Raw genomic sequence first — 26640 nt, 5'->3', positions numbered from 1 at the left:
ATAATATCAAAAATTATTTTTTATTATTATTTTAATGAATATATATATATATATATAATTTAATTAAAGCAAAAAATATTATATTTTAACTTATATTTGCTTTTTTACTAAAAATAAAATAAATATTATTTTTATTTTGGAGAAATTATGAAAAATAATACAAAAAATTTATTAAAGAAAAAAATTATTTCAAACAGTTTGATTTTTGCTCCTTTAGCAATAATTCCTGTTTTATCTAGTACAAGCACAACTTCTAATTTAACTGTTAGTGAATTAACTACAAAAGCTAATAGAATTATTCAAAGAATCCAAAGAGAAAGAAGTACTGCAATAACAGAAAAATTAATTGAAAGTTTAAATAAAATCAAAGCAGCTAATACAAGTGATGATACAATTACGCAAGATCTTTTAGATAAAGTTGATTTTCATGAAACGATTTTTAATAATATTTTAATTATTGATGAAGAACAAAGAGGCCATTATTTAGATAAAGATAATATAAAAAGACAAGCTTTTTTTGCTGGTTCAACTTCAATTGGTATATATTTTGATATGGGTAATCAAAAATCTTATGTTGCTTCCTATATGGTAGACATTGTTTCTAAAGAAGAAAATAAAAATTTATCCTTAGAAGAAATGAAGCAACGTTTAAAAAATGAAAATTTAAGAGCACAAACAATTACTTACATAAATAGTCATTGACCTATTGATGGATATAGTAAACCTGAACAAAAAAATTTTTATCCTAATCATATTAAATATGGTATTAAAACAAATTTAACTGAATTAATGAATATGACTTTAAATGAATCACCATTAAATATTTCTGCAGCTAGTGAAAAATTTGAAGATATAGAAACATTTATTAAAGCAATAGCAGATATAAAAGATAATGTGGCTACTTCAGATGAAGTAAAAGCTCAATGAGATGCTTCAACTAGAGATCAAAATAATTTACCTTTTACTACAAGAAAAGAATGAATTGAAGCTACTTCTGGTTTAATTAAAGAATATGATACGAAAAAGGCAGATTTTGACAAAATTTTAAAACAAGCTGTAATTAAATCAACAGCAATAATGGATATAATGAATAGTGTTAATGGTTCAATTGGCATTAATGATGAAAACGCAAAAACAGATTTAATTAAAAAAATTAATGCTATTGATTATACAAAAAATAATGGTCTTGCAATTGAAACAAAATATGAACTTTTAGAAGCAACAATTAATCAAATTAAAGAAATTAGTGCTAATGAATATTTAACACAAAAAGATAAAGATACTTTAATTAAAAATTTAGCGAATGTTTTTACTCCTAATGTTTATGATGATGCTTCTAATACACCTGAAGAAAACAAAACTAAATTAGTAGAAGATATTAAAGCTAAAAATCAAGAAATAAAAAATATAACTGATGGTTTAACTGAAATTTATAGAAATATTCAGCAAACAGATTCAACAACTCCTGATGGTGAAAATACTATTAATAAATCATTTTTAACTTATGAAGAAATTAATGCTAATATTCAAAAAATTAATGAAAAAAATGTTAATGATGAAGATTATTTAAAACAAAGTCAAGATTATTTAAAACGTAATAAAACTTTAATTGAAATAGGAAAATTAGGAATACAACAAAATCATAAACCAAATGTTAATGTTATAAACGATTTTAATATTATTCCTCAATACGATTCTGAAATTGATCAAAAATTAGAAAATGAATTAAATAGAGCAAAATTAATTAAAGAAATTGAAGATAATAATTTTAATAATCAATTAAGTGAAAAATTAATTAATGATACTATTAATTATCCACAAGTTAATGAAAATAATACTAATAGAATTATTAATTCTAATTTTGCTAGTGAATTAGAGATAATAAAAAACATGTTGGAATTAGGCAAAAAAATTAATCAACTTAGTGATATAAATGAAAATTCTAGAAACACCATTTTAAATCGTTATGTTAATGAAGTAAAAAATACAAACAATTTAACAGAATTAACAACAGTTAAAACAAATAATGAAAATCGTTTAGAATTGATTAAAAAAGTTCAAGAATCTACTTTAAAAGATTCAGATAAACAAATTTTATATACTGCAATAGCAAATTTGGAAACTGATGCTATTGAATTAACTCCTAATAAAAGTCAAGCAGTAAAAAATCTTGAAAATATTTTAGAAAAAATTCCTCTTTTAAATAACTCAATAATAACTGAAGATAATAAGGTTAAATTAAGTAATAATTTAGCTTCTTTACCTTTAACTTTAACACAAGAACAATTTGATTATGCTATTAATGAAGAAATAGCACAAAATAATGAACATAGCAAATTAAGCTTATTAGAAAATATTGTTAATAAAACAACAACTAAATTAACAGAAGCTCAAGCAACTAAATTAAATCAAGAAATTTTAAATGTTGTTTTTGATTATACTAATAATAATAATAATCAAGATAAGGAATCACAATTAATAAGAATTAAAAATAAACTAGATTTAGTAGAAAAAATATATAATCAAAAATTAAAAGAAGATTACAAACAAAAACTAGTTGAATTTGCTCTTAATTTCAATATTGCTAATATTGATGATTTTGACACTAACAATCTTAATAGTAAAATTAATGCTTTAGAAAAAACAATTGCTTATGCACAAACAATTATTAATGAAATTGATTTAAATGATGTGCAAGAAGAAAAATATTTAACACAATTATTTACCAATGATCCTTCTGTAGAAACAGTAAATAATTTCGAACAAAAAGTTTCTTTAGTTAAAACTATTAAAAATGATCAAAACATAGGTAATAATGATAAAAATGAATTAATTAATAAACTTGATGAACTTAATCCTTCAAATAATGATTTTGTTAGTGAATATCAAAAAATAAAAAACGATTATGATTTATTAACACAAAAAAGAAATGTTATTAATGAAATTAACAATAAATTAAATCAAATTCATCAAATTACAAACTCAACTACTTTAGATGAAATAGTTAAACAATTAAATAAAGAAACTACTGTTGTTGATAAATTTAAAAATAGTTATACTAATGCAATTAATAATAAAGAAAGCGATAATTTATTAAAAAACGAACTTAAATTCTATGAAGATATTAGAGATAATTTAAATGCTGATTTTGTTGCTTTAAATTTTGATAGTGAATTAGCTAAAAAATTAGCTCAATTAGATAATTTAAAAGCTTTTAATAAAAATCAAATAGCAACAATTAAAGATAAATTAAAAGATATCAATGATAATACAACTGCTAAAGCAATTTTAGATCAAGTTTTAATTTTAGATAATGTTTGAAATGCTTTAAAAGAACAAGTTAAAGAAAAAAATAATTTAATTAATAATGATGTTTATCAATTAGAAAATGCTCAAAATAAAAAAGCATATAATGATGCTTTAAACAAAGCTGAAGAAATTATTCAAAATTTAGAAAATCAAACTTTTGATAATTTAAATGTATCGACTATTTTAAATCAAATTAACCAAACAACTAATGCTTTAAATGATTTACAAAATTCTCAAAATAATTTAGACGGTAAAAGAAATACTTTAAAAACACAAATTGATAAAACATTAAATCTAAGCGATGATGAAAAATTAGCTTTTAAAAATAAAATTGATGCTTTAGATAAAGATTTAAATCAAGATAAAATTGATGAAATTAAACTAGAAGCATTCAATCAAGCTAAAACTAACGTAAAAACTAAAATTAATCAATTACAAGATTTAGCGCAAGAAGAAAAAGATCAATTATATGATGACCTTGAAAAAGCTCTAATTGATAATAATATTCTTGATCAAAAACTTCAAGAGATTTTAGATAAAGCTAATGAAGCTAATAAGAAAAAAACTGATTTAAAAGATTTCTTAGATAATAAACAATATCTTAATAATGCGCAAAAAACTGCTTTAAAAAATGAAATTACTTTAGCTCACTCTAATGAAATAGATGAATTAAAAACTAAAATTAAAACCTTAGATGATTTAATGAAAGAATATAAAGAAATTCAAACTTTAGATAAAAATGATATTAAATACTCACAAGCCGATGAAAATCCACAAAAAGCTTATGATAATGCTTTAGATGAACGTGAAAATATCATTAATAAAACAAATGGATTAAACTTAAATAAAGAACAAATTGAAGCTAAAATTAATGAGTTAAAACAAGCAGAAAATAATCTTAATGGTCAAGAAAAAGTTAAAAAAGCTAAAGAAAATGCTATTAGTAGAATTAATAATGAATATAGTTCATTAACAGAGGCACAAAAAACTAAAGCTATTGAAAAAATTAATCAAACTAATAATCTTGAACAAGTTAATCAAACTGATAATGAAAATAAAGTATTAAATGGTCAAATGCAAACTTTAAGAGATTATCTTGCTAAGGAAAAAACTTTAAAAGCAGACAATAATTATCTTAATGCTTCACCAGATAAAAAACAAGTTTATGATCAAGAAATTATCAAAGCTCAAAATCTATTAAAAAAATTAGAAAATAATAATGATGACGATTTATTAAATGAAAATTTAGTAAATCAACAAAATCAAAATCTTCATAATGCTATTGATAATTTAAATGGTAATAATATTGCTGAAACTCGTAAGCAAGTAATTGATTATATTAACCAATTAAATAATCTTAATGATAAACAAAAAGAAAATTTAATTGCTCAAGTTAATAAAGAAGTTGAAAATGAGAAAATTTTAGCAATAAAAGATTTAGCAAATAATATTAATCAAACAATGCAAAATCTTAAAAATCAATTAACTAAATATGACAACTTAGCTACTGATAAAAAATACTTAAATGCTTCAAGTGAGAAAAAACTTACTTTCGAAGATATTAAAAATCAAGCATCAAATCTTGTTGATAAAGAAAAAGGTGCTAATGTTATTGATCAAAAAACAATTGAACAATTAGCAAAAGATTTAGAAACTAAATATAATAATTTAGATGGTGAACAATTACTTAAAAATAAACAAGATAAAGCTAAAGAAAAAATTGATCAGCTTGTTAATTTAAATAATACTCAAAAAGAAGCTTTAAAAAATGAAATTGATAATGCTATACTAATTGCTGATGTAGATAATATAGTTAATAAAGCTATAACTTTAGATAATTTAATGCAACAACTTGCTAATACGTTGCAAGATTTAGAAAATGAATTAAATCAAGAAAATAACGATTCTTATAAAGCTGCCAGTCCAAGAACTAAAAATAATTATGATAAATTAAAAAATCAAGTACAAGATTTATTAAAAACTAATTCAATGCAAAATCTTGATTCTCAAGCTGTTAATCAATTAGAAAAAGATTTAATTGAAGCCAAAGAAGCACTTGATGGTGATTTAAATTATGAATTTAAAAAAGAAAAAATTAAACAAAGTATTCAAAATAATTCTCATTTAAGTCAAAAAGAAAAAGATAAATTAATTCAACAAGTTGATAACATTAAAGTACCAAGCGATGTAAATAATGCTGAACAAATCAAACAATTTAATAATCAAGTAAATTATTTATTAGATAAAAAAGATTTAATTCAAGAAATTAAAAATAAAACTAATTTAAACAACGAACAACAAAACGATTTAATAGATGATTTATTAAATATAGCTGTTAATGATCAAGAAAATCAAACTAATAATTTAAATAATTTCAAAGAAAGTAAAATTAATTTAACAACTAAAGAAAATCTTTATCAAAAAGTTAAAAATGAAGCAATTTTAAATCAAAAAGATAAAAAAACGTTAAATAATCTAATTGATAATTTAGATCCTACAAATAAAGATTTTGCTAACAAGGTTAACGAATTTAATAATAAATTTAATGAGTTAATTAATAAACAAAAAGATCAAAATGCTCAAAAAGAATTAAGTGAATTTTTAAAACAAACTAAATATCTTAATAATGCACAAAAAGAAGCTTTAGAAAAAGAAATTGCAAATATTAATTGACAAAATCAAAATCTTTTAAAAAATCAAATTACTTTATTAGATCAAGCAATGCGAACTTACAATGATATTCAAACAATTAATACTAATAATATTAATTATGCACAAGCTGATTTAGATTTAAAACAAGCTTATGATAAAGCTTTAAATAATCAAAAACAAACACTAAATAAAACAACTGGAAATAATTTAGATTTAAATCAAGTTAATAAAGCTATCAATGAGTTAAGAAATGCTATTAATAATTTAAACGGTTATGCTAAAGTAAATAAACAAAAAGAATTGATAAAAAATAAAATTAACCAAGAATATCAAGCTTTAACTAATAAACAAAAAGATAAAGCTCTTGAAAATATAAATCGAATTAATAATTTAGATACATTAAAAGAATTAGATGCTAATTATCAAAATATAAATAATTTAATGCTAACTTTAAAAGCCAATTTAAATAATAAATTTCAAGTTACAACAAATAATAATTACTATGATGCTTCAAAAGAAAATAAAAATAATTATGATCAAGCTCTTAATGATGGTGAAAAACTTTTAAATAATTTAATTAAGCAAAATAATGATTTATTCAATATAAATCTTATTAAAACAACTAATCAAAATATTTTGGATGCTATAGCTAATTTAGATGGACAAGTTAATTTAGTTTTATTTAAAGAAGAAGCAAATAAAAAAGTAAATGATTTAGAAAATTATTCTTTAGAAGAAAAAAATGAATTTAAACAACAAATTCAAAATGCCAAAGATATTAATCAAGTTAAAAAGATTTTAAATCAATTAGTAAATCACGAAAATGCTTTAAATAAAGAACGCAATAAATATATTGATTGATTAATTCTTATTCTTTTATGAACAAGTATCATTTTAACTTTTGGTTTAACTTATTTAGTTTGATTATTAGTTAAAAAATTTAACAATAAAAAATAAAATAATTAAAAATCAGGAAAAATCCTGATTTTATTTTTTATGCTAATATATATATATATATATATATGTATCTGTATTATAATTATTTTTAATAAGATTATTAAATTAATTTTAAGGATTTACTAAAAATAAAGTTTATTTTTACATAAACTAAATATGGAGAGATAAATGAAAAAAGTTAAAAAAATATTAAAGAAAAAATTACTAATTGTAAGCCCATTACTAACTGCTTTAACATTTGTGCCTATTATTTCTACTGAAATCAATCATGACAACAATATAACTGTTAATGAGAAAATTGAACAAATCAAAAATCAAATTAGACAATTACCTAATTATAAAAAAAATGAATCTACTTATAAAAATAATGAACTTATTAAGCAGTTAGATCGTATTAAGGAACAAAAAAAGAATAATCAAACTTATGAAGCCAATTTATTTGCTAAATTAGATTTTTTTTATGAAGTAGCTAAAGGTATTGATTTAATAGCCGGAGGAAAATATTTAAATACTAATAACGAAGAAAAAACTGCTTTTATGAATGGCGAATCTAATAACTTTTTCACCGTTCCCAATCAAAAAGGAAGAGTAACTACTTATATGCAAAGTATTGTTACTGGTTTATCTATGAAAGATTTAATAGATCGTTTTCCTAACCCAATGAACGCAGCCAAAATTGATGAATTAGAATTAGAAAATATTAAGAAAAAATTAAAAAATGAACATTTAAGAGCGGAAATAATTACCAAAATTAATAATTCTTGACCTATACCAACTAATATTTATAATACTAATACATCAAAATATCCTAATGATAAAAATATTGGTGTGCAATTAGATTTAACTACTTTATTAAATAGAGTTGTTTTAGAAGAATCGCCTGATAATGTTGAAGCTTTTACACAAAAATTCAATGATATTGCTTTATACATTGACGCAATGACTGAAATTAAAAACAATAAACCGGTTAACGCTGATATTAAAGAACAATGAGAAAATGCTAGAAATAATAATAACAATATTCCTTGAACAACCAGAAGAGAATGATTAAGTACTGTTAGTGGTTGAATGAAAGATTATGATAATAATAAAGAAAATTTTGCCACTAAATTAGAAGAAGCAACTAAAAAATCAAAAGCCATAGCTATTGTTTTAGATAATATGCAAGGTGATATTTCTAATAGTGCTGATAATCTTAAAGCTGATTTATTAAAAGAAATTAATGCTATAGACTACAAACAAACTAATGGTTTACAACAAGAACAAAAATACGATTTATTAGAAAAAGCAACACAACAAATTAAAGAGATTGGAACAAATAAATATATTCCTCAAAATGATAAAAACATTTTAATGCAAAATATTGCTAAAATTTTTAAAATAAATCAATTTGATAATTCAAATCCTCAAAAAAGTGAAGAAGAAAAACAAAAATTAATTAATGATATTACTCAAAAAATTACAGAAACAAAAAAAACAACTGACGCTTATACTGAAATTTTTAAATTAATTCAACTTAATAATACTAATCAACCTAACGGACAAAATACAATTGATACATCTTTAATTACTTATGAAGAAATAAGAAAAATAATAGAAATTGTTGATCAAAAAGATATTAATTCTTCTGATTATGTTAGTTTTACTAATGATTATTTAAAAAGAGCAAAAACATTAGCCCAAATTGGTCAATTAAGAATAGCTAGTAATCACAAACCTAATACTTCAGTAATAACAGATTTTAATATCATGCCTAAAGATCATAGTGATCTAGATAATAAATTAGCTAATGAATATAAAAGAGCACAACAAATTAAAGATATCGAAAATTCTAATGTTAAAAATGAATTAAAAGACACTTTAATAGAAAAAACAATTAATTGAATTCAAGTTAATCAAGAAAACACTATTGATACTAATGTTAATTTTGCAAATGAATTAAGTAAAATTAAACAAATGTTACCTATCAATGAACAAATTAATAATAGAAATGAAATAGGACAAAATAATATTGAAACCATTTTAAATAGATACATTGAAGAAGTTGAAAATACTACTGATTTTAATCAATTAGAAACTGTAAAAACTAACATTGAAAATCGTTTATCTCTCTTAGATAAAATTAAAAATTCTTCTTTAAAAAATCAAGACAAAATGATTCTTTATACTTCAGTTGCTAATTTGAATACTAGTGATATTACTTTGGGTGATAATTCCTCACAAGCTGTAAAAAATTTAGATATTATTATTGATAATATTAATAAATTAAATGATGTTAATAATATTAATAGTATTGATAATAATACTTTAGAAAATTTTAAAAGTCAAATAGCAAATTGGTCATTGCTTTTAACACAAGAACAAATTACTAATGCAATTAATTATGAAATTGCCACAAACAACAATCAAAGCAAATTAAGTTTATTAATTAATGTTGCTACTAAAAATCCAACTTTAGAAAATGTTATTAAAGAAAAAATTGATGCTGAAATTTTATCAGTAGTTTTTGATCATGCTCAAAATAACTTAGAACAAGTTAATAAACTAACACGCATAAAAACTAAATTAGATTTAATAGATAATATTAATAGTAAAACTTTTACTTTAGAAGATAAAAATAAATTAATCAATTATATTAGTAATTTCAATGTTGATAATGATTTAGATTTAGATACTAATAATGAAAATAGTAAACTCAGTCTTTTAAATTTAGTATTAGATTATGCTCAAGAATTAATTGATGATACTGCATTAAATAATGAACAAGAAGCTAAATATTTAAAACAACTTTTTACTAATGAACCAAATAAAACAACTGTTGCCAATTTTCAAAGAAAAGTGAATTTATTAAAAATTATTCAAAATGATCAATTAATTGCTAAAAATGATCAAGATTATTTTATTAATCAATTAGATGAATTAAATCCTTCTAATGATGATTTTGATAGTCAATTTAGTATTATTGAAAATAATTATCAAGAAATAGAACTTAAAAGAAATGTTATAGTTGAAATTAATGATCAAATTAATCAAATAATTAATATTACTAAAACCAATAACATTGACGAAATTATTCCTTTTATTAATAAAACAAAGCAAATAATTAATAAGTTCAAAACTTCTTGAGAAAAAGCACAACAAAATAAAGAAAACAGTAATTTACATTTAAATAATTTAAGGTTTTATCAAGAAATTAGAGATAATTTAAAAACAGATTTTAATAATTTAAATTTTGATTTAGAACTAAGTGAAAAATTAAAAATTTTAGAAAGTTTAAGCAATTTTACTAAAAAACAAAAAAATCAAATTAGAACTAATTTATTATCACAGAATGATAATACTTTAGCTAAAAATCTACTAGATCAAATTATTGTTTTAGATTCAACATTTGGTGCTTTAAAAGAACAAATTAATCAAAAAACTTCAGTTAAAGAATCTTTAGATTATCAACTTGAAAATCAAGAAATTAAAAATAATTATGATGAGACATTAAATCAATCTCAAGTAATTAAAAATAGTTTAGAAACTTTAGATTTTACTCATTTAAATACTAATGACATTATTGAAAAAATTAATCAAAGTGCAAACATAACTAGTGAATTGCAAAGTGCACAAAATAATTTAGATGGTAGAAAAACAGATTTAAAAAATCAAATTAATAAAGCTTTACATTTAGATAAAGATCAAAAAAATAATTTTATTGAACAAATTAATTTTTTAGACAAAAATACTATTGATCAAGGTGCCAAAAATCAAATTCTTAATCAAGCTTTAACACAGGCTAAAGAAAATCTTAATTTAGAAATTGATAAATTAAATAATTTAACACAAGAAGAAAAAATACAATTTAAAGAACAAATTTTAGAAGCTGATTTAAATAATGATATTTTAGATCAAAATATAGCTAATATCTATAAACAAGCACAAGATTTAAATAAACTTAGAGAAAATTTATTAAATACTTTAAATCAAAAAATCTTTTTAAATCAAGGACAAAAAAATAATTTTAAAGAAATTATTAAAACAGCTAATGAAACAAATGAACAACAAATTATAAATGATATAAATAAACTTGATCAAGCAATGCAAAATTATCAAGCAATTAGCGAAATAGATCATACTGATTTAAATTATCTTTTAGCTGATAGTAATTTAAAAGATAATTATGATCAAGCAAATAATTTAAGAAAAACAATTGTTGATAATAATAGTGAGCAAAATTTAAATTTAGTAACTATTGAAGAATATATACAAAACTTAGAAAATGCTAAAAATAATTTAAACGGTTTAAATAAATTAAATCAAAGCAAAAAACAAGCAAAAGATAATATTGAACAATTGAATAATTTAACTAAATTACAAAAAAATAAATTAATTAATTTAATAGATCAAAGTAATGATTTTACAACTATTGAACAAATAGAAAATCAAGCCAATGAATTAAATCAAAAAATGCTTGAAATGAGAAATTTAATTAATGAAAAAGATAATATTCAAAATGATAATAATTATATTCATGCAACTAAAAACATTAAAGATAATTATGATCAAGCTATTGACAATTCTAAAGTATTATTAAATAACTTAAATACTGTTGATAATGATAATTTACTTGAAATTTCTAATGTTCAAAATGCTATTAATAATATTAATCAAACAATTGATAATTTAAATGGTAATAGTATTTTTCAAGCTAAAAAAGAAGCAATTGATAAGATTGAAAAACTAAACAATATAACTGATAAGCATAAAAAAGAACTTATTGCTCTAATTAATCAACAAGATACTTTAAAAAATATTAATCAAATAAATGATTTAACTTCATTATTAGATCAAAATTTAAATTTAATAAATAATCAATTAAATAATGAAAATGAAATTAAAAATTCTTTAATATATCAAGCTGAAGAAATAGAAACACAAAAACAATATGATTCAATATTGGATAATGCTAAAAATAATTTAAATCAATTTTTAGAAACTGATTTAAATAATATAAATTTATCAAATCTTAATGAACAAATTAATAATTTAAATACTGATTATGAGAATTTAATTCAAATAACAAATACTTTAGATGGTAAAAGAAAATTTTTAGTATCTAATATTGAAAAAATGCTTTATTTAACCACTGAAGAAAAAAATCAATTTAATAATCAAATAAATTCTTTAAATAAAAATCTAAGTGAAGCAGAATTAAATCAAATTATTAACCAAGCTCTTGAAGAGGCTAAATTAAATATTAAAACTAAAATTAATCAATTATTAGATTTAAATCAAATTGAAAAAAATGAAATAAATCAAAAAATTGATTTAGTGAGCAAAAATGACCAAATTTGAGATCAAAATATTCAAGAATTTTATGAAGAAGCTCTAACTATTAATAATCAAAAAATAGCATTAAAAGAATTTTTAGAAAGTAAAAATTTTCTAAACGATGCGCAAAAAACAACTTTAAGAAATGAAATTACTTTAGCTCATTCTAATCAAATAGATCAATTAAAAACTAAAATTCAAGCTTTAGATGATGTGATGAAAGAATATAAAGCAATTGAAGTTGTAGATAAAAATGATATTAAATATTCACAAGCTGATGAAAATCCACAAAAAACTTATGATAATGCTTTAGAAGAGCGCCAAACTATAATTGATAAAACAAATGGTTTAAACTTAAATAAAGAACAAATTGTAGCTAAAATTAATGAATTAAAACAAGCAGAAAATAATCTTAATGGTCAAGAAAAAGTTAAAGAAGCTAAAGAAAATGCTATTAGTAGAATTAATAATGAATATATTTCATTAACTGAGGCACAAAAAACTAAAGCTATTGAAAACATTAATCAAGCCAATAATTTTGAACAAATTAATCAAGCTGATAATGAAAATAAAGTATTAAATGGCCAAATGCAAACTTTAAGAGATTATCTTGCTAAGGGAAAAACTTTAAAAGCAGACAATAATTATCTTAATGCTTCGCCAGATAAAAAACAAGTTTATGACCAAGAAATTATCAAAGCTCAAAATTTATTAAAACAATTAGAAAATAATAATGATGAAAATTTATTAAATGAAAATTTAGTAAATCAACAAAATCAAAATCTTCATAATGCTATTGATAATTTAAATGGCAATAATATTGCTGAAACTCGTAAGCAAGTAATTGATTATATTAATCAATTAAATGATCTTAATAATAAACAAAAAGAAAATTTAATTGCTCAAGTTAATAAAGAAGTTGAAAATGAAAAAATTTTAGCAATAAAAGATTTAGCAAATAATATTAATCAAACAATGCAAAATCTTAAAAATCAATTAGCTAAATATGCCAACTTAGCTACTGATAAAAAATACTTAAATGCTACAAGTGAGAAAAAACTTACTTTTGAAGATGTTAAAAATCAAGCAGCAAATCTTGTTGATAAAGAAAAAGGTGCTAATGTTATTGATCAAAAAACAATTGAACAATTAGCAAAAGATTTAAAAACTAAATATAATGATTTAGATGGTGACCAATTACTTAAAAATAAACAAAATCAAGCTAAAGAAAAAATTGATCAATTAACTAAATTAAATAATGCTCAAAAAGAAGCTTTAAAAAATGAAATTGATAATGTTTTATTAATTGCTGATGTAGATGATATAGTTAATAAAGCTATAACTTTAGATAATTTAATGCAACAACTTGCTAATACGTTGCAAGATTTAGAAAATGAATTAAATCAAGAAAATAATGATTCTTATAAAGCAGCTAGTCCAAGAACTAAAAATAATTATGATAAATTAAAAAATCAAACATTAGATTTATTACAAACTAATTCAATGCAAAATCTTGATTCTCAAGCTGTTAATCAATTAGAAAAGATTTAATTGAAGCCAAAGAAGCACTTGATGGTGATTTAAATTATGAATTTAAAAAGAAAAAATTAAGCAAAGTATTCAAAATAATTCTCATTTAAGTCAAAAGAAAAAGATAAATTAATTCAACAAGTTGATAACATTAAAGTACCAAGCGATGTAAATAATGCTGAACAAATCAAACAATTTAATAATCAAGTAAATTATTTATTAGATAAAAAGATTTAATTCAAGAAATTAAAAATAAAACTAATTTAAACAACGAACAACAAAACGATTTAATAGATGATTTATTAAATATAGCTGTTAATGATCAAGAAAATCAAACTAATAATTTAAATAATTTCAAAGAAAGTAAAATTAATTTAACAACTAAAGAAAATCTTTATCAAAAAGTTAAAAATGAAGCAATTTTAAATCAAAAAGATAAAAAAACGTTAAATAATCTAATTGATAATTTAGATCCTACAAATAAAGATTTTGCTAATAAAGTTAATGAATTTAATAATAGATTTAACGAGCTAATTGATAAACAAAAAGATCAAAATGCCAAAAAGAATTAAATGAATTTTTAAAACAAACTAAATATCTTAATAATGCACAAAAAAAAGCTTTAGAAAAAGAAATTGCAAATCTTAATTGACAAAATCAAAATCTTTTAAAAAATCAAATTACTTTATTAGATCAAGCAATGCAAACTTATAATAATATTCAAACAATTGATACTAATAATATTAATTATTCACAAGCCGATTTAGATTTAAAACAAGCTTATGATAAAGCTTTAAATAATCAAAAGCAAACACTAAATAAAACAACTGGAAATAATTTAGATTTAAATCAAGTTAATCAAGCTATCAATGAATTAAAAAATGCTATTAATAATTTAAATGGTAATGTTAAAGTAAATAAACAAAAAGAATTGATAAAAAATAAAATTAACCAAGAATATCAAGCTTTAACTAACAAACAAAAGGATAAAGCTCTTGAAACAATAATAAAAACTGATAATTTAGAGATTTTAAAACAATTAGATATTGATTATCAAAATATTAATAATTTAATGAAAGAATTAAGAAATAATTTACAAAATAATTCTAGTATTATAATAGATAATAATTATTATGATGCGACAAAAAATATTAAAGATTCTTATGATCAAATGATTATAAGTAGCAAAAAATTATTTGATCAATTACATACTATAAATGATAATTTATTAAATGAATCAATTTTAAAATCTAATAATGAAAAATTTAGAAACGTTTTGAATAAACTAGATGGTAAAGTTAATTTAGAATTATCAAAAAATAATGCTAATTCTGTTATTGATAAATTAGAAAACTATTCAAATGAAGAAAAAATAACTTATAAAAAACAAATTAAAAACGCTCAAAATATTCAACAAGTTAATTCAATATTAAATCAATTATTAAATAGTAAAAAGAATAATAAGTATAAAGATATATTATTATTAATAATTTTAATAACTGCAAGTATTTTAACAATAGGATTAGTTTATTTTGCTTGATTATTAGTTAAAAGATTTAATAATAAATAATTTTTATATGAATATTAAAAAACTGAAAAAATATATTTTTTTCAGTTTTTTTTGTATTACATAGATTAATAAATTGAACTAGTTAAAATAAAAATAATATAATTTCAATATAGTAAAAATTATAAAAGATTGATTTGTGAAAAATTCAAATTGGAGTGAATACTAATGAAATATTTAAATATATTTTTAAAATATTTTATTTATTTTTTTGGAACTTTTACTTTTTTAAGTAATGCATGACTTAGTTTTGAACTAACTCAAGGATTAAACTATTATATTATTTATACACTGATAACATTGTTATTAATTCAAATAGTGAATTGATTCATTCCAATAAAATTAGAAAAAAAATATAAAACCTATAAACTAAAGAACGTTTCTCAAATAATAAATTCGTTGTTTTTTATTTTATTTTTGATTTTAATTTGTTTTGTTGCTTGTTTTTACAGAACTATAGCAAATATAACTAATTATAAAATTTATTCGATGCATGAAGAAAAACCAATGACTTACGAAGAGTATTTTGATTTACATTTTTATAGAGATTTTAAGTATTTTATTTTTTATTTACCAATATATATATATATATATTTAATAAATGATTTTTCTTATTATTTTTTAATTGAAAACATTAAAAAGAAATTGAACAAATATAATTGTTTAAAATATCCTAATTAAATTAAACACAATAAATAAATTAATCAAGAAATTAAAAAATATTGATAATTTTAATGATAATTATGCCATACAAGAAAGTTTTGTAAATATGAAAAAATAATAAAAAATTATATATACAATTTTAATGCTATCAACTTATTTAAATTTTTATTAAAACATATTGAATAATCTAATTATTTTAAATAGTCAAAAATTACAATTTACAATCAGAGATAATTACAAATAATAATCTCTGATTTTTATATTCTTTAATTTATTAAATTTTTAAAAAGTTGATTTTTAAAGAATTTTTATAAAAATTAGTGTTTTTTGTGACTTATATATATATATATATATAATTTAAATATTAAGCATTTTAAATGCTTAAAAATATTTATTTGTTTTAATTTCAAAAATCAGAAAGAATAATTATGAAAAATCAAAATAAAAACAAAATTAAAAAAATTATTTTAGGCTCAGGAATTGTTTTAAGTTCATTAACTTTTATGCCTGTTTTAGCTGCTACTAGTGTTGTTCCTAAAGACGAATTTAAACGCAGAATTCAAACAGTTATTAATACAATTCAAAGACAACATTTTAATGTTATTACAAGAGATCAATTAATGCCAACATTAAGCAGAATGATAATCGATAACGAAAATAATGATAACATTCAAAGTGATTTTGTTGAAAAATTAGAATATGCTTTAGAAATAGCCAAAAACATGACTATGATTGGTCAAGGTAGATATATAAATTTAGAAGGTCAAGAAGTAAGAGCTAACAATATTTCTGGTGGTGGCTTAAATAATTACTATGATCCAGGTAATCAAAGAAGTTATGTAGCTTCACACATGGCTGATATTATAGTTAAAAGAGATTTTTTAAATTTAACTCTTGAACAAATGAAAGAAAGAATTAAAAATGAACATTTGAGAGCTCAAACTATAGATATGATCAATACTAGATGACCTCTTAGACCTAATACTTGAGAAACTAAAGGATATTTTCCTAATGAAACTAGAGTTGGTTTACAAATCACTTTATCACAATTAATGACTCAAGTTATGAATCATAAAGCAAGTGATATTGCAGCTACAAGAGAAAAGTTTTTAAATATTCATAAATATTATGATGCTATGATTGCTATTAAAGATAATAAAGCTCTTAATGATCAAGCAAGAGCTCAATGAGATAATTTAAATCCTAATAGTAAAACAACTTTAGCTTTTACAACTAGAAAAGAGTGAATTTCTTTGGTGAGTTCATGAATGAAAAATTATGAGGCTAATAAAGAAAATTTTGAAGAAAAATTAAAAGAAGCAACAATTAAAGCTACTGCTATCAGTGATATAATTAATTTTGTTAATGGTACTATAGGTTTAAATGATGTAAATGCTAAAACAGATTTAATTAAAAAAATTAATGCTATTGATTATAGAAACAAAAATGGTTTAACTCAAGAAACAAAATATGAATTATTAAAAGCAATAATTGATCAAATTAAAGTTATTAGTAATAACAATTATTTAACACAAAAAGACAAAGATGCTTTAATTAATAATTTAGCTACTGTATTTACTCCTAATATATATGATAATGATAACAGTGCTACTGAAGAAATGAAAAAGCAATTGGTTAATAACATTAAATTAAAAATTAAAGAAGTTGAACAAATTAACCAACATTTAACTCAAGTTTATCAAGAAATTCAAGCTCCAGGTACAACTAATCCCAATGGAGAAGAAACTTTAGATAATAACTTTTTAACTTTGGAAGAAATAAAAAATAATATTAATTTAGTTGATACTAAAGACATCAATAGTAATGATTATGTTAGCTACAGCAGTGATTATGTTAAAAGAAACCAAACTTTAATTAAAATTGGTAAATTAAATTTAGAAACTAAACATAAACCAAAAGTATCACTTATAAATGATTTAAATGTAATTGCTTTTGAAGATTCTCAAATGGATACTAAATTAAACAATGAATACAAAAGAGCTCAATTAATTAAATATATCGAAGAGCAAAGTGCTAGAGAAACTTTTAAAGATAATTTAATAGAAAAAACTATTGAATGACCACAAATAAATGAGGCTAATTCACAAAATGCTAATACTAATTTCGAAAATGAATTAAATCAAATCAAAGTAATGTTTGATCCTTATGTTAATGTTAATAATAGAAGTGAAATAACACAAAATAATATTGATATTATTTTGAATCGTTACGCACAAGAAATTAAAAATGCTTCTAATTATGATCAATTAGCTAATGTTAAAACTAAAATTGAAGAACGTATTAGTTTATTAGATCAAGTAAAAAATTCAAATTTAAAAAAACAAGAAAAAGCTATTCTTTATAGTGCAATTGCTAATTTAGATACTGATTTAATTCAAACAACAAATGATAAATCACAAGCAGTTAAAAATTTAGAAACTATTATTGAACAATTAACTAATTTAAATAATGTTACTAATATAGAAAATATTAATGAAAATACTTTAAATGCTTTCAGATTGCAAATTGCTTCATGAGACTTACAATTTACCCAAGAACAAATTAATTATGCAATGGAACACAATCTTAATGAAAATAATGCTAATAGTAAATTAAATTTATTTATTAATACAGCTACTAAAACTCCTCAATTAGTTGATAATATTAAAAATCAATATAATAATGATATTTTAAATACCAATTTTAACTATAGTCAAATTGCTGATACAGCAAGTGAGGCAAAAAGTAAAAGGATTAAAAATAAATTAGATTTAATTGATAAAATCAATGCAACTAATTTTGAAAATGAAGATAAGAATAAATTAATCGTTTATATAACTACATTTTTAATTGATAATGATACTGATTTAAATTTAACTAATAGCGATAGTAAAAATAGTCTTTTAAATTTAGTCTTAAATTATGCTAATGAATTAATTAATGATGATCAATTAAACTTAGAACAAAAAAATAAATATTTAAAACAATTATTTACAAAAGATCCTGCCAAAATTACGGTTGAAAATTTTAAAAATAAAATTACATTAATAAAACAAATTCAACAAGATAGTTTAATTGGCTCAAATGATAAGAAATATTTTTATGATCTTTTGGATAATTTGAATCCTTCTGATGATGATTTTCAAAGTAATTATCAAAATTTAAATAATGATTTTTTAAAAATAGCAACAAAAAGAAATATTGTACAAGAAATTAATACTAAATTAAATGAAATTATCGCTATTGTAAAAACTAATGATATAGAACAAATTTTGCCTTTTATTAATAAAGAACAAACTCTTATAGAAAATTTTAAAAATGCTTGAAATTTAGCGCAAAGCAATAAAGATAATGATAATTTACGTTTAAATTCAATTGCTTTTTACACTGATATAAGAGATAATTTAAATGCTAGTTTTACAAACTTAGATTTTGATTTAGAATTAACGCAAAAACTAGAAAGATTACAAACTTTAACTCATATTTCAAATGAACAAAAACAGCAAATAAGAAATACATTATTACAAATTAGAGATAACACTAATGCTAAAAATTTATTAGATCAAATTATTATTTTAGAATCAGTTTTAAGTGAATTAAAAAATAAAACCTTAGAAGAAAATACAGTTAAAAATTCAGATAATTATAATCTTGAAACTATAGAAAAAAGAAATGATTATGATAATGCTTTAATAAAAGCAAAAGAGAAAATCGAAGAACTTGAAAATTTTGATTTTAATAATATAAATGTTAATAATGCTTTAATAAAAATCAATGAACTTTCTAACTTATATACTAATTTAGAAAATGCACAAAACAATTTAGAAGGAAAAAAATCTCAATTAAAAAATAAAATCGATAAAGCTAAACATTTAGATAAAATGCAAAAAGAAAATTTTAAAAAACAAATTGATTTACTAGATGAAAATAATTGAGATGATAATAGTGCAGAACAAATTATTGATCAAGCTTTTGCTCAAGCTAAAGAAAATGTTAATAATTTTATTGAGCAAATGAATAATTTAAACATACAAGAAAAACAAACATTTAAAAATAATGTTAATCTTGCTGATTTAGACGATAATTTAATTGATAAAAATATTGATTTAATTTATCAAGAAGCACAAAATTTACACCAATTAAGACAAGAATTAATTGATCAATTAAATAAAACACAAAATCTTAATGATTCTCAAAAAACAGCTTTAAAAAATGAAATTGATAATGCAGATAATGATAATAAAAATACTTTAAAAACATATATCAATAATTTAGAACAAGCAATGCTTGAATATAGAAATATTGAAAAAGTTGATAAAAATACAATTAATTATCAATTAGCAGATGAGAATTTAAAAGATCAATATGATCAATATGATCAATCAAGAGATCAAATTATTAATTCTGAAAGTAAACAAAATGTAACATTAGAAAAAATTAAAACTCAAATTAAAAACTTAAATGAAGCTATTAATAATTTAAATGGTCAAGCTAATTTACTTAAAAAACAAGAAGAAACAATTAATTTAATCAAGAATAATTTTATGCATTTAACTAATGCGCAATTAACAACTTTAGAAAACTTAATAAAACAAGCTAATAATTATCAAACAATAGATGATATTCAAAATAACGCTCAAAAATTAAATAATCAAATGCAGATTTTAAAAGATTATATTAATAACGATAATAATTTAAAAGAAAGTCAAAAATATAATCAAGCTACACAAATATATAAAAATGAATATGATAAAACATTTAGTGCAAGTAGAGAATTATTAAATGAATTAAATGATTTTAATAATCCTAATTTATTGAATTTTACAAATATTGAAATTCAAAATAATTCTTTGCAAAATAAAATTGATAATTTAAATGGCGAAATAATAGCAAAAGCTAAAGAAAACGCTATAAATAAAATTAATACATTCAAAGATTTAGATATTAAGCATAAAGAACAATTAATCGAATTAATTAAAACCAAAGATACTACAGAAAAAATAGAAAATTTAACCAATCAAGCTGAACAATTAAATACTTTAATAAATAATGCAAAAAATTATTTAAATCAAAAAGATAATATTAAAGAATCATCATTATATCTTTATGAAAATCAAGAAAATAAAGCTAATTATGATCATGCTTTAAATGATTTAGAAACAATTATTAATAATTTATTACAAACAGAATTAACAGATGATAATTTAGATAATAATATTAATGAATTAATTGCAAAAACAACAAAAACAGAACAAACATTAAATAATTTAGATGGTAAAAGAAAAAATCTTAAAGATAAAATTAACAAAATGATTCATCTTGTACAAGAAGAAAAAAATCAATTAAATGATGAAATCAATACTTTAGAAAAAGATTTAACAAACCAACAAATAAATCAATTGAAAACTAAAGCATTTAATGAAGCTAAAGCTAACGTAAAAACTAAAATTAATCAATTATTAGATTTAGCACAAGAAGAAAAAGATCAATTAAATGATGAAATTGACAAAGCTTTAATTGATGATAATGTTATTGATCAAAAACTTCAGGATATTTTAGATAAAGCTAATGAAGCAAATAAGAAAAAAACTAACTTAAAAGATTTCTTAGAAAATACACAATATCTTAACGATGCTCAAAAAACAGCTTTAAGAAATGAAATTACTTTAGCTCATTCTAATCAAATAGATCAATTAAAAACTAAAATTCAAGCTTTAGATAATCTAATGAAAGAATATAAAGAAATTGAAGTTGTAGATAAAAATGATATTAAATATTCACAAGCTGATGAAAATCCACAAAAAGTTTATGATAATGCTTTAGAAGAGCGTGAAAGTATCATTGATAAAACAAATGGTTTAAACTTAAATAAAGAGCAAATTGAAGCTAAAATTAATGAATTAAAACAAGCAGAAAATAATCTTAATGGTCAAGAAAAAGTTAAAAAAGCTCAAGAAAATGCTATTAGTAGAATTAATAATGAATATAGTTCATTAACAGAAGCACAAAAAACTAAAGCTATTGAAAAAATTAATCAAGCTAATAATCTTGAACAAGTTAATCAAGCTGATAATGAAAATAGAGTATTAAATGGCCAAATGCAAACTTTAAGAGATTATCTTGCTAAGGAAAAAACTTTAAAAACAGATAATAATTATCTTAATGCTTTGCCAGATAAAAAACAAGTTTATGATCAAGAAATTATCAAAACTCAAAATTTATTAAAACAATTAGAAAATAATAATGATGAGGATTTATTAAATGAAAATTTAGTAAATCAACAAAATCAAAATCTTCATAATGCTATTGATAATTTAAATGGTAATAATATTACTGAAGCTCGTAAGCAAGTAATTGATTATATTAATCAATTAAATGATCTCAATAATAAACAAAAAGAAAATTTAATTGCTCAAGTTAATAAAGAAGTTGAAAATGACAAAATTTTAGCAATTAAAGATTTAGCAAATAATATTAATCAAACAATGCAAAATCTTAAAAATCAATTAGCTAAATATGACAAGTTAGATACTGATAAAAAATACTTAAATGCTACAAGTGAGAAAAAACTTACTTTTGAAGATATTGAAAATCAAGCAGCAAATCTTGTTGATAAAGAAAAAGGTGCTAATGTTATTGATCAAAAAACAATTGATCAATTAACAAAAGATTTAGAAGCTAAATATAATGATTTAGATGGTGAACAATTACTTAAAAATAAACAAAATCAAGCTAAAGAAAAAATTGATCAATTAACTGAATTAAATAATGCTCAAAAAGAAGCTTTAAAAAATGAAATTGATAATGCTTTATTAATTGCTGATGTAGATGATATAGCTAATAAAGCTCTAACTTTAGATAATTTAATGCAACAACTTGCTAATACGTTGCAAGATTTAGAAAATGAATTAAATCAAGAAAATAATGATTCTTATAAAGCAGCCAGTCCAAGAACTAAAAACAATTATGATAAATTAAAAAATCAAGCATTAGATTTATTAAAAACTAATTCAATGCAAAATCTTGATTCTCAAGCTGTTAATCAATTAGAAAAGATTTAATTGAAGTCAAAGAAGCACTTGATGGTGATTTAAATTATGAATTTAAAAAGAAAAAATTAAACAAAGTATTCAAAATAATTCTCATTTAAATCAAAAAGAAAAAGATAAATTAATTCAACAAGTTGATAACATTAAAGTACCAAGCGATGTAAATAATGCTGAACAAATCAAATGATTTAATGAGCAAGTTGATCATTTACTGGATAAAAAAGATTTAATTCAAGAAATTAAAAATAAAACTAATTTAACCACCGAACAACAAAATGGTTTAATAGATGATTTATTAAATATAGCTGTTAATGATCAAGAAAATCAAATTAATAATTTAAATAATTTCAAAGAAAGCAAAATTAATTTAACAACTAAAGAAAATCTTTATCAAAAAGTTCAAAATGAACAAATTTTAAATCAAAAAGATAAAGAAACGTTGAATAATTTAATTGATAATTTAGATCCTACAAGTAAAGATTTTGCTAATAAAGTCAATGAATTTAATAATAGATTTGACGAACTAATTAATAAACAAAAAGATCAAAATGCTCAAAAAGAATTAAATGAATTTTTAAAACAAACTAAATATCTTAATAATGCACAAAAAGAAGATTTAGAAAAAGAAATTGCAAATTTTAATTGACAAAATCAAAATCTTTTAAAAAATAAAATTATTTTATTAGATCAAGCAATGCAAACTTATAATAATATTCAAACAATTGATACTAATAATATTAATTATTCACAAGCTGATTTAGATTTAAAACAAGCTTATGATAAAGCCTTAAATGATCAAAAACAAACAATAGATAAAATAAAAGGAAATAATTTAGATTTAAATCAAGTTAATCAAGCTATCAATGAGTTAAAAAATGCTATTAATAATTTAAATGGCCAAATTAAAGTCAATAAACAAAAAGAATTAATAAAAAATAAAATTAACCAAGAATATCAAGCTTTAACTAATGCACAAAAAGATAAGGCACTTGAAGCTATAAATCAAACTAATGATTTAAAAATTTTAAATCAATTAAATGATAATTATCAAAATATTAATAATTTAATGCAAAATTTAAGAAATCAATTAAAAAATAATTCTTCAGTAATAATTAATAATAATTATTATGATGCAACAAAAGAAAATAGAAATAATTATGATCAAATTATTAACAAAAGTAAAAATCTGTTTGAGGACTTGCATAAAAACAACAATAACGATTTATTAAATGAAACACTTTTGAAAACTAATAATGAACAATTTTTAAATTCTTTAAATAATTTAAATGGTAGAAGCAATTTAATTTTAGCTAAAGAGCAAGCAAATATAAAAATTAATAATTTAAATCAATATTCACTAAAAGAAAAAGAAAAAATTAACAGACGCCTTGATAATGCTAAAAACATTTATGAAGTACAGAAAATATTAAATGAGTTAGAAAATAATCATAATTATTTTGATACAAATAATAAATATTTAAACTGATTAATTCTTATTCTACTATGAGTAAGCATTATTCTAACTGGAGGATTAAGTTATTTTGTTTGATTATTGGTAAAAAAATTCAATAAATAAAAATAAAAAAGAGTTATTTAAAATTAACTCTTTTTTATTAATTTTTTAATCAAAAATACACCTAATCCTAATGTTAAAACATAGGTATTATAATCAGGATATTTGCCAGGTTCATTTAATGAATTTTCTCTATTTTTCGGTCATAAGGAATTAATTTTGCTAACAATTTGAGAACGATAATATTCATTAGCTAATTTTTGTAAAAAATCATCTTTATTATCAATATTTAAAGTGACAATATAACTAGTTATTTTACCTTTTTGATTATTATCTATATTATCATAGGCAGTGCCGTTTATATAACCATTAACAATTTTGTTATTAAAAGTTTTATATTTATTTTGACCTATTAAATCAACAGTTTGAGCTATTAATTCATATAATTCAAGTTTTTGATCTACGTTTTCTACATACTTATTTTTTAATTCATTTATTTTTGAAATAATATTATTCAATCTAGAATAAGTTTGCTTATTTTTATAAGTAATAAATTCTTTAATTTTATATACTAAATTATCAATTTTAGTATTATTTTGATTATTACTTATACTTACTTCATCAGTAGATGAAATAGCAAAAGAAGTTGCAGCTATAATACTAGGTACAATTACTAAAAAATTTTTGATTTTTTTCTTATTCATATTTTTAATATTTCTTTCATTTTACAAATTTTAAAATTAAATACGTTGAATCTATATATATATATATATATGAACAAAGTATTCATTTTAAATTAAAAAGAATAAAAAAGAAAAAAGACTTTATTGTTTATCTTTTTTCCTATTTAACTTGTTTATATTTAAAAGTTAAAATTTGCTTACTTATAGTGTGTTTGCTAATTGCTTGTATAAAATCTCCCACATAAAAAGGTTCATTGAATGAATATTCTTTTTTATGATCATCTTTGTAATATTTTAAATCTTTTGCTTCAACATCTAAAGCATAAATATTAACTGTATAAATATGATCTTTATCTGGTGGATAACAACCAAAATATAATAAAGAATCATCAATATTTTTAGCTGTAAAAGCTTCTGGTAAAATTCCACCTAAATTGCTATTAATTTTATTGTTTTTTACTAAAGTTTGATTAACTGAAGAATTATGTCCTTGTCATAAAATATCATCACTATAAAAATAACTATTAGATTTTTTTCATTTACTATAGTCTAAGTATGATTGATTAGCTTGAATAAAATTATCTTTAATATTTAAAGCTACTCAGTGAATAAAAGGCATGCCAATAACTTTAGAAGCTGCAAAATCTTCAATTAAAATAGCATAAGATTTAGCATTATTTACTTTTGATCAAGTAAAATCAGGAGAGTAAGAAGCAAATAAGGTTTGATTAACATTATTTAATGCTCCAGCATGATCAGCTATATAACCATTTTCATTTATCATTGACGATTGCACAAAATTATTATTACCTAATTTTAACATTTTCTTCTCCTATTTATTTTTATATCAAAAATGATCTTCAATTTCATCAATAATATAATCATGCATTTGTTCATATAAATCACTCAAATGAAAACCATTTGTTAAATCTAAATGCTCTTTAGACAAAGCAACAATTTTAATTGTATACAAATGTGTATCGTCAGGAGGCATTGGTGGAAAATAATTACTTGCTTGTTTAAAAGTTTGCTTAAAAGCAGAAGGAATACATTCTATTAATACTCCTTGTTTATTTTCATTTAAACCTTCACATGTAGAATTAACACCTTGAACAATTGTAGTATCATTTAAATTTGCACCTTGAATTAAAAAATTATTTTTTATATTAGCTACAATTCAATGAATAAATGGTTGTCCTATTACTCTAGAAGCTTCATAATCTAATAAAATTAAAGCATAAGATTTAGCTAGAGGATTTTTTTCTCAAGATAAATCAAAATTTAGATAATGATTATTCTTTTTCTCTAAAGCAGAATGTTTTAAATATATTTTATTATCAAATTCTTCAAAATATGAAGAATTAATTTTTCTTTGGTATTTTTTTATTTGCATACATAAAC

8 protein-coding genes are annotated in these 26640 nt (G+C 20.5%); 5 read left to right on the top strand and 3 right to left on the bottom strand.

Annotated features, from left to right (window positions below; genetic code table 4):
• Positions 1-147: 147 nt before the first annotated feature.
• The 5 genes from NPA14_RS01080 (at position 148) to NPA14_RS01060 (ending at position 24619) form a co-directional block, all read left to right on the top strand.
• A complete protein-coding gene (locus NPA14_RS01080; protein WP_257076174.1) occupies positions 148-6918 on the top strand; it encodes a hypothetical protein in 6771 nt (2256 codons plus the stop codon).
• Between the two features lie 168 nt (positions 6919-7086).
• Positions 7087-13785, top strand: a complete 6699-nt coding sequence (locus tag NPA14_RS01075; RefSeq protein WP_257076173.1) for a hypothetical protein — start codon at positions 7087-7089, stop codon at positions 13783-13785.
• 547 nt (positions 13786-14332) lie between these two features.
• Positions 14333-15334: an FIVAR domain-containing protein gene (locus NPA14_RS01070; RefSeq protein WP_373456864.1), complete on the top strand. Its 1002-nt coding sequence runs from the start codon at positions 14333-14335 to the stop codon at positions 15332-15334.
• A 1088-nt stretch (positions 15335-16422) separates the two neighbouring features.
• Positions 16423-23055: a hypothetical protein gene (locus NPA14_RS01065; protein WP_257076171.1), complete on the top strand. Its 6633-nt coding sequence runs from the start codon at positions 16423-16425 to the stop codon at positions 23053-23055.
• A gap of 427 nt (positions 23056-23482) precedes the next feature.
• On the top strand, positions 23483-24619 hold the full coding sequence (locus NPA14_RS01060) for an FIVAR domain-containing protein (protein WP_257076170.1): 1137 nt from the start codon (positions 23483-23485) through the stop codon (positions 24617-24619).
• 23 nt (positions 24620-24642) lie between these two features.
• Here NPA14_RS01060 and NPA14_RS01055 read toward each other — a convergent pair whose 3' ends face one another.
• From NPA14_RS01055 to NPA14_RS01045, 3 genes are all read right to left on the bottom strand, one after another.
• Positions 24643-25260 (bottom strand): hypothetical protein, encoded by a 618-nt coding sequence (locus NPA14_RS01055; protein ID WP_257076168.1) that lies wholly within the window; start codon positions 25258-25260, stop codon positions 24643-24645.
• A gap of 139 nt (positions 25261-25399) precedes the next feature.
• Complete coding sequence (locus NPA14_RS01050) at positions 25400-26062, bottom strand: YbhB/YbcL family Raf kinase inhibitor-like protein (RefSeq protein WP_257076166.1); 663 nt, start codon at positions 26060-26062, stop codon at positions 25400-25402.
• A 9-nt stretch (positions 26063-26071) separates the two neighbouring features.
• Positions 26072-26632 (bottom strand): YbhB/YbcL family Raf kinase inhibitor-like protein, encoded by a 561-nt coding sequence (locus tag NPA14_RS01045; RefSeq protein WP_257076165.1) that lies wholly within the window; start codon positions 26630-26632, stop codon positions 26072-26074.
• Positions 26633-26640 lie beyond the last annotated feature (8 nt).

It is taken from the genome of Mycoplasma sp. 1018B (genome assembly GCF_024582675.1).
Taxonomy (GTDB): Bacteria; Bacillota_I; Bacilli_A; order Mycoplasmatales; family Metamycoplasmataceae; genus Mycoplasmopsis.
Note: the sequence above shows the minus strand (reverse complement) of the source record. Positions and strands in the feature narration are given on the sequence as shown.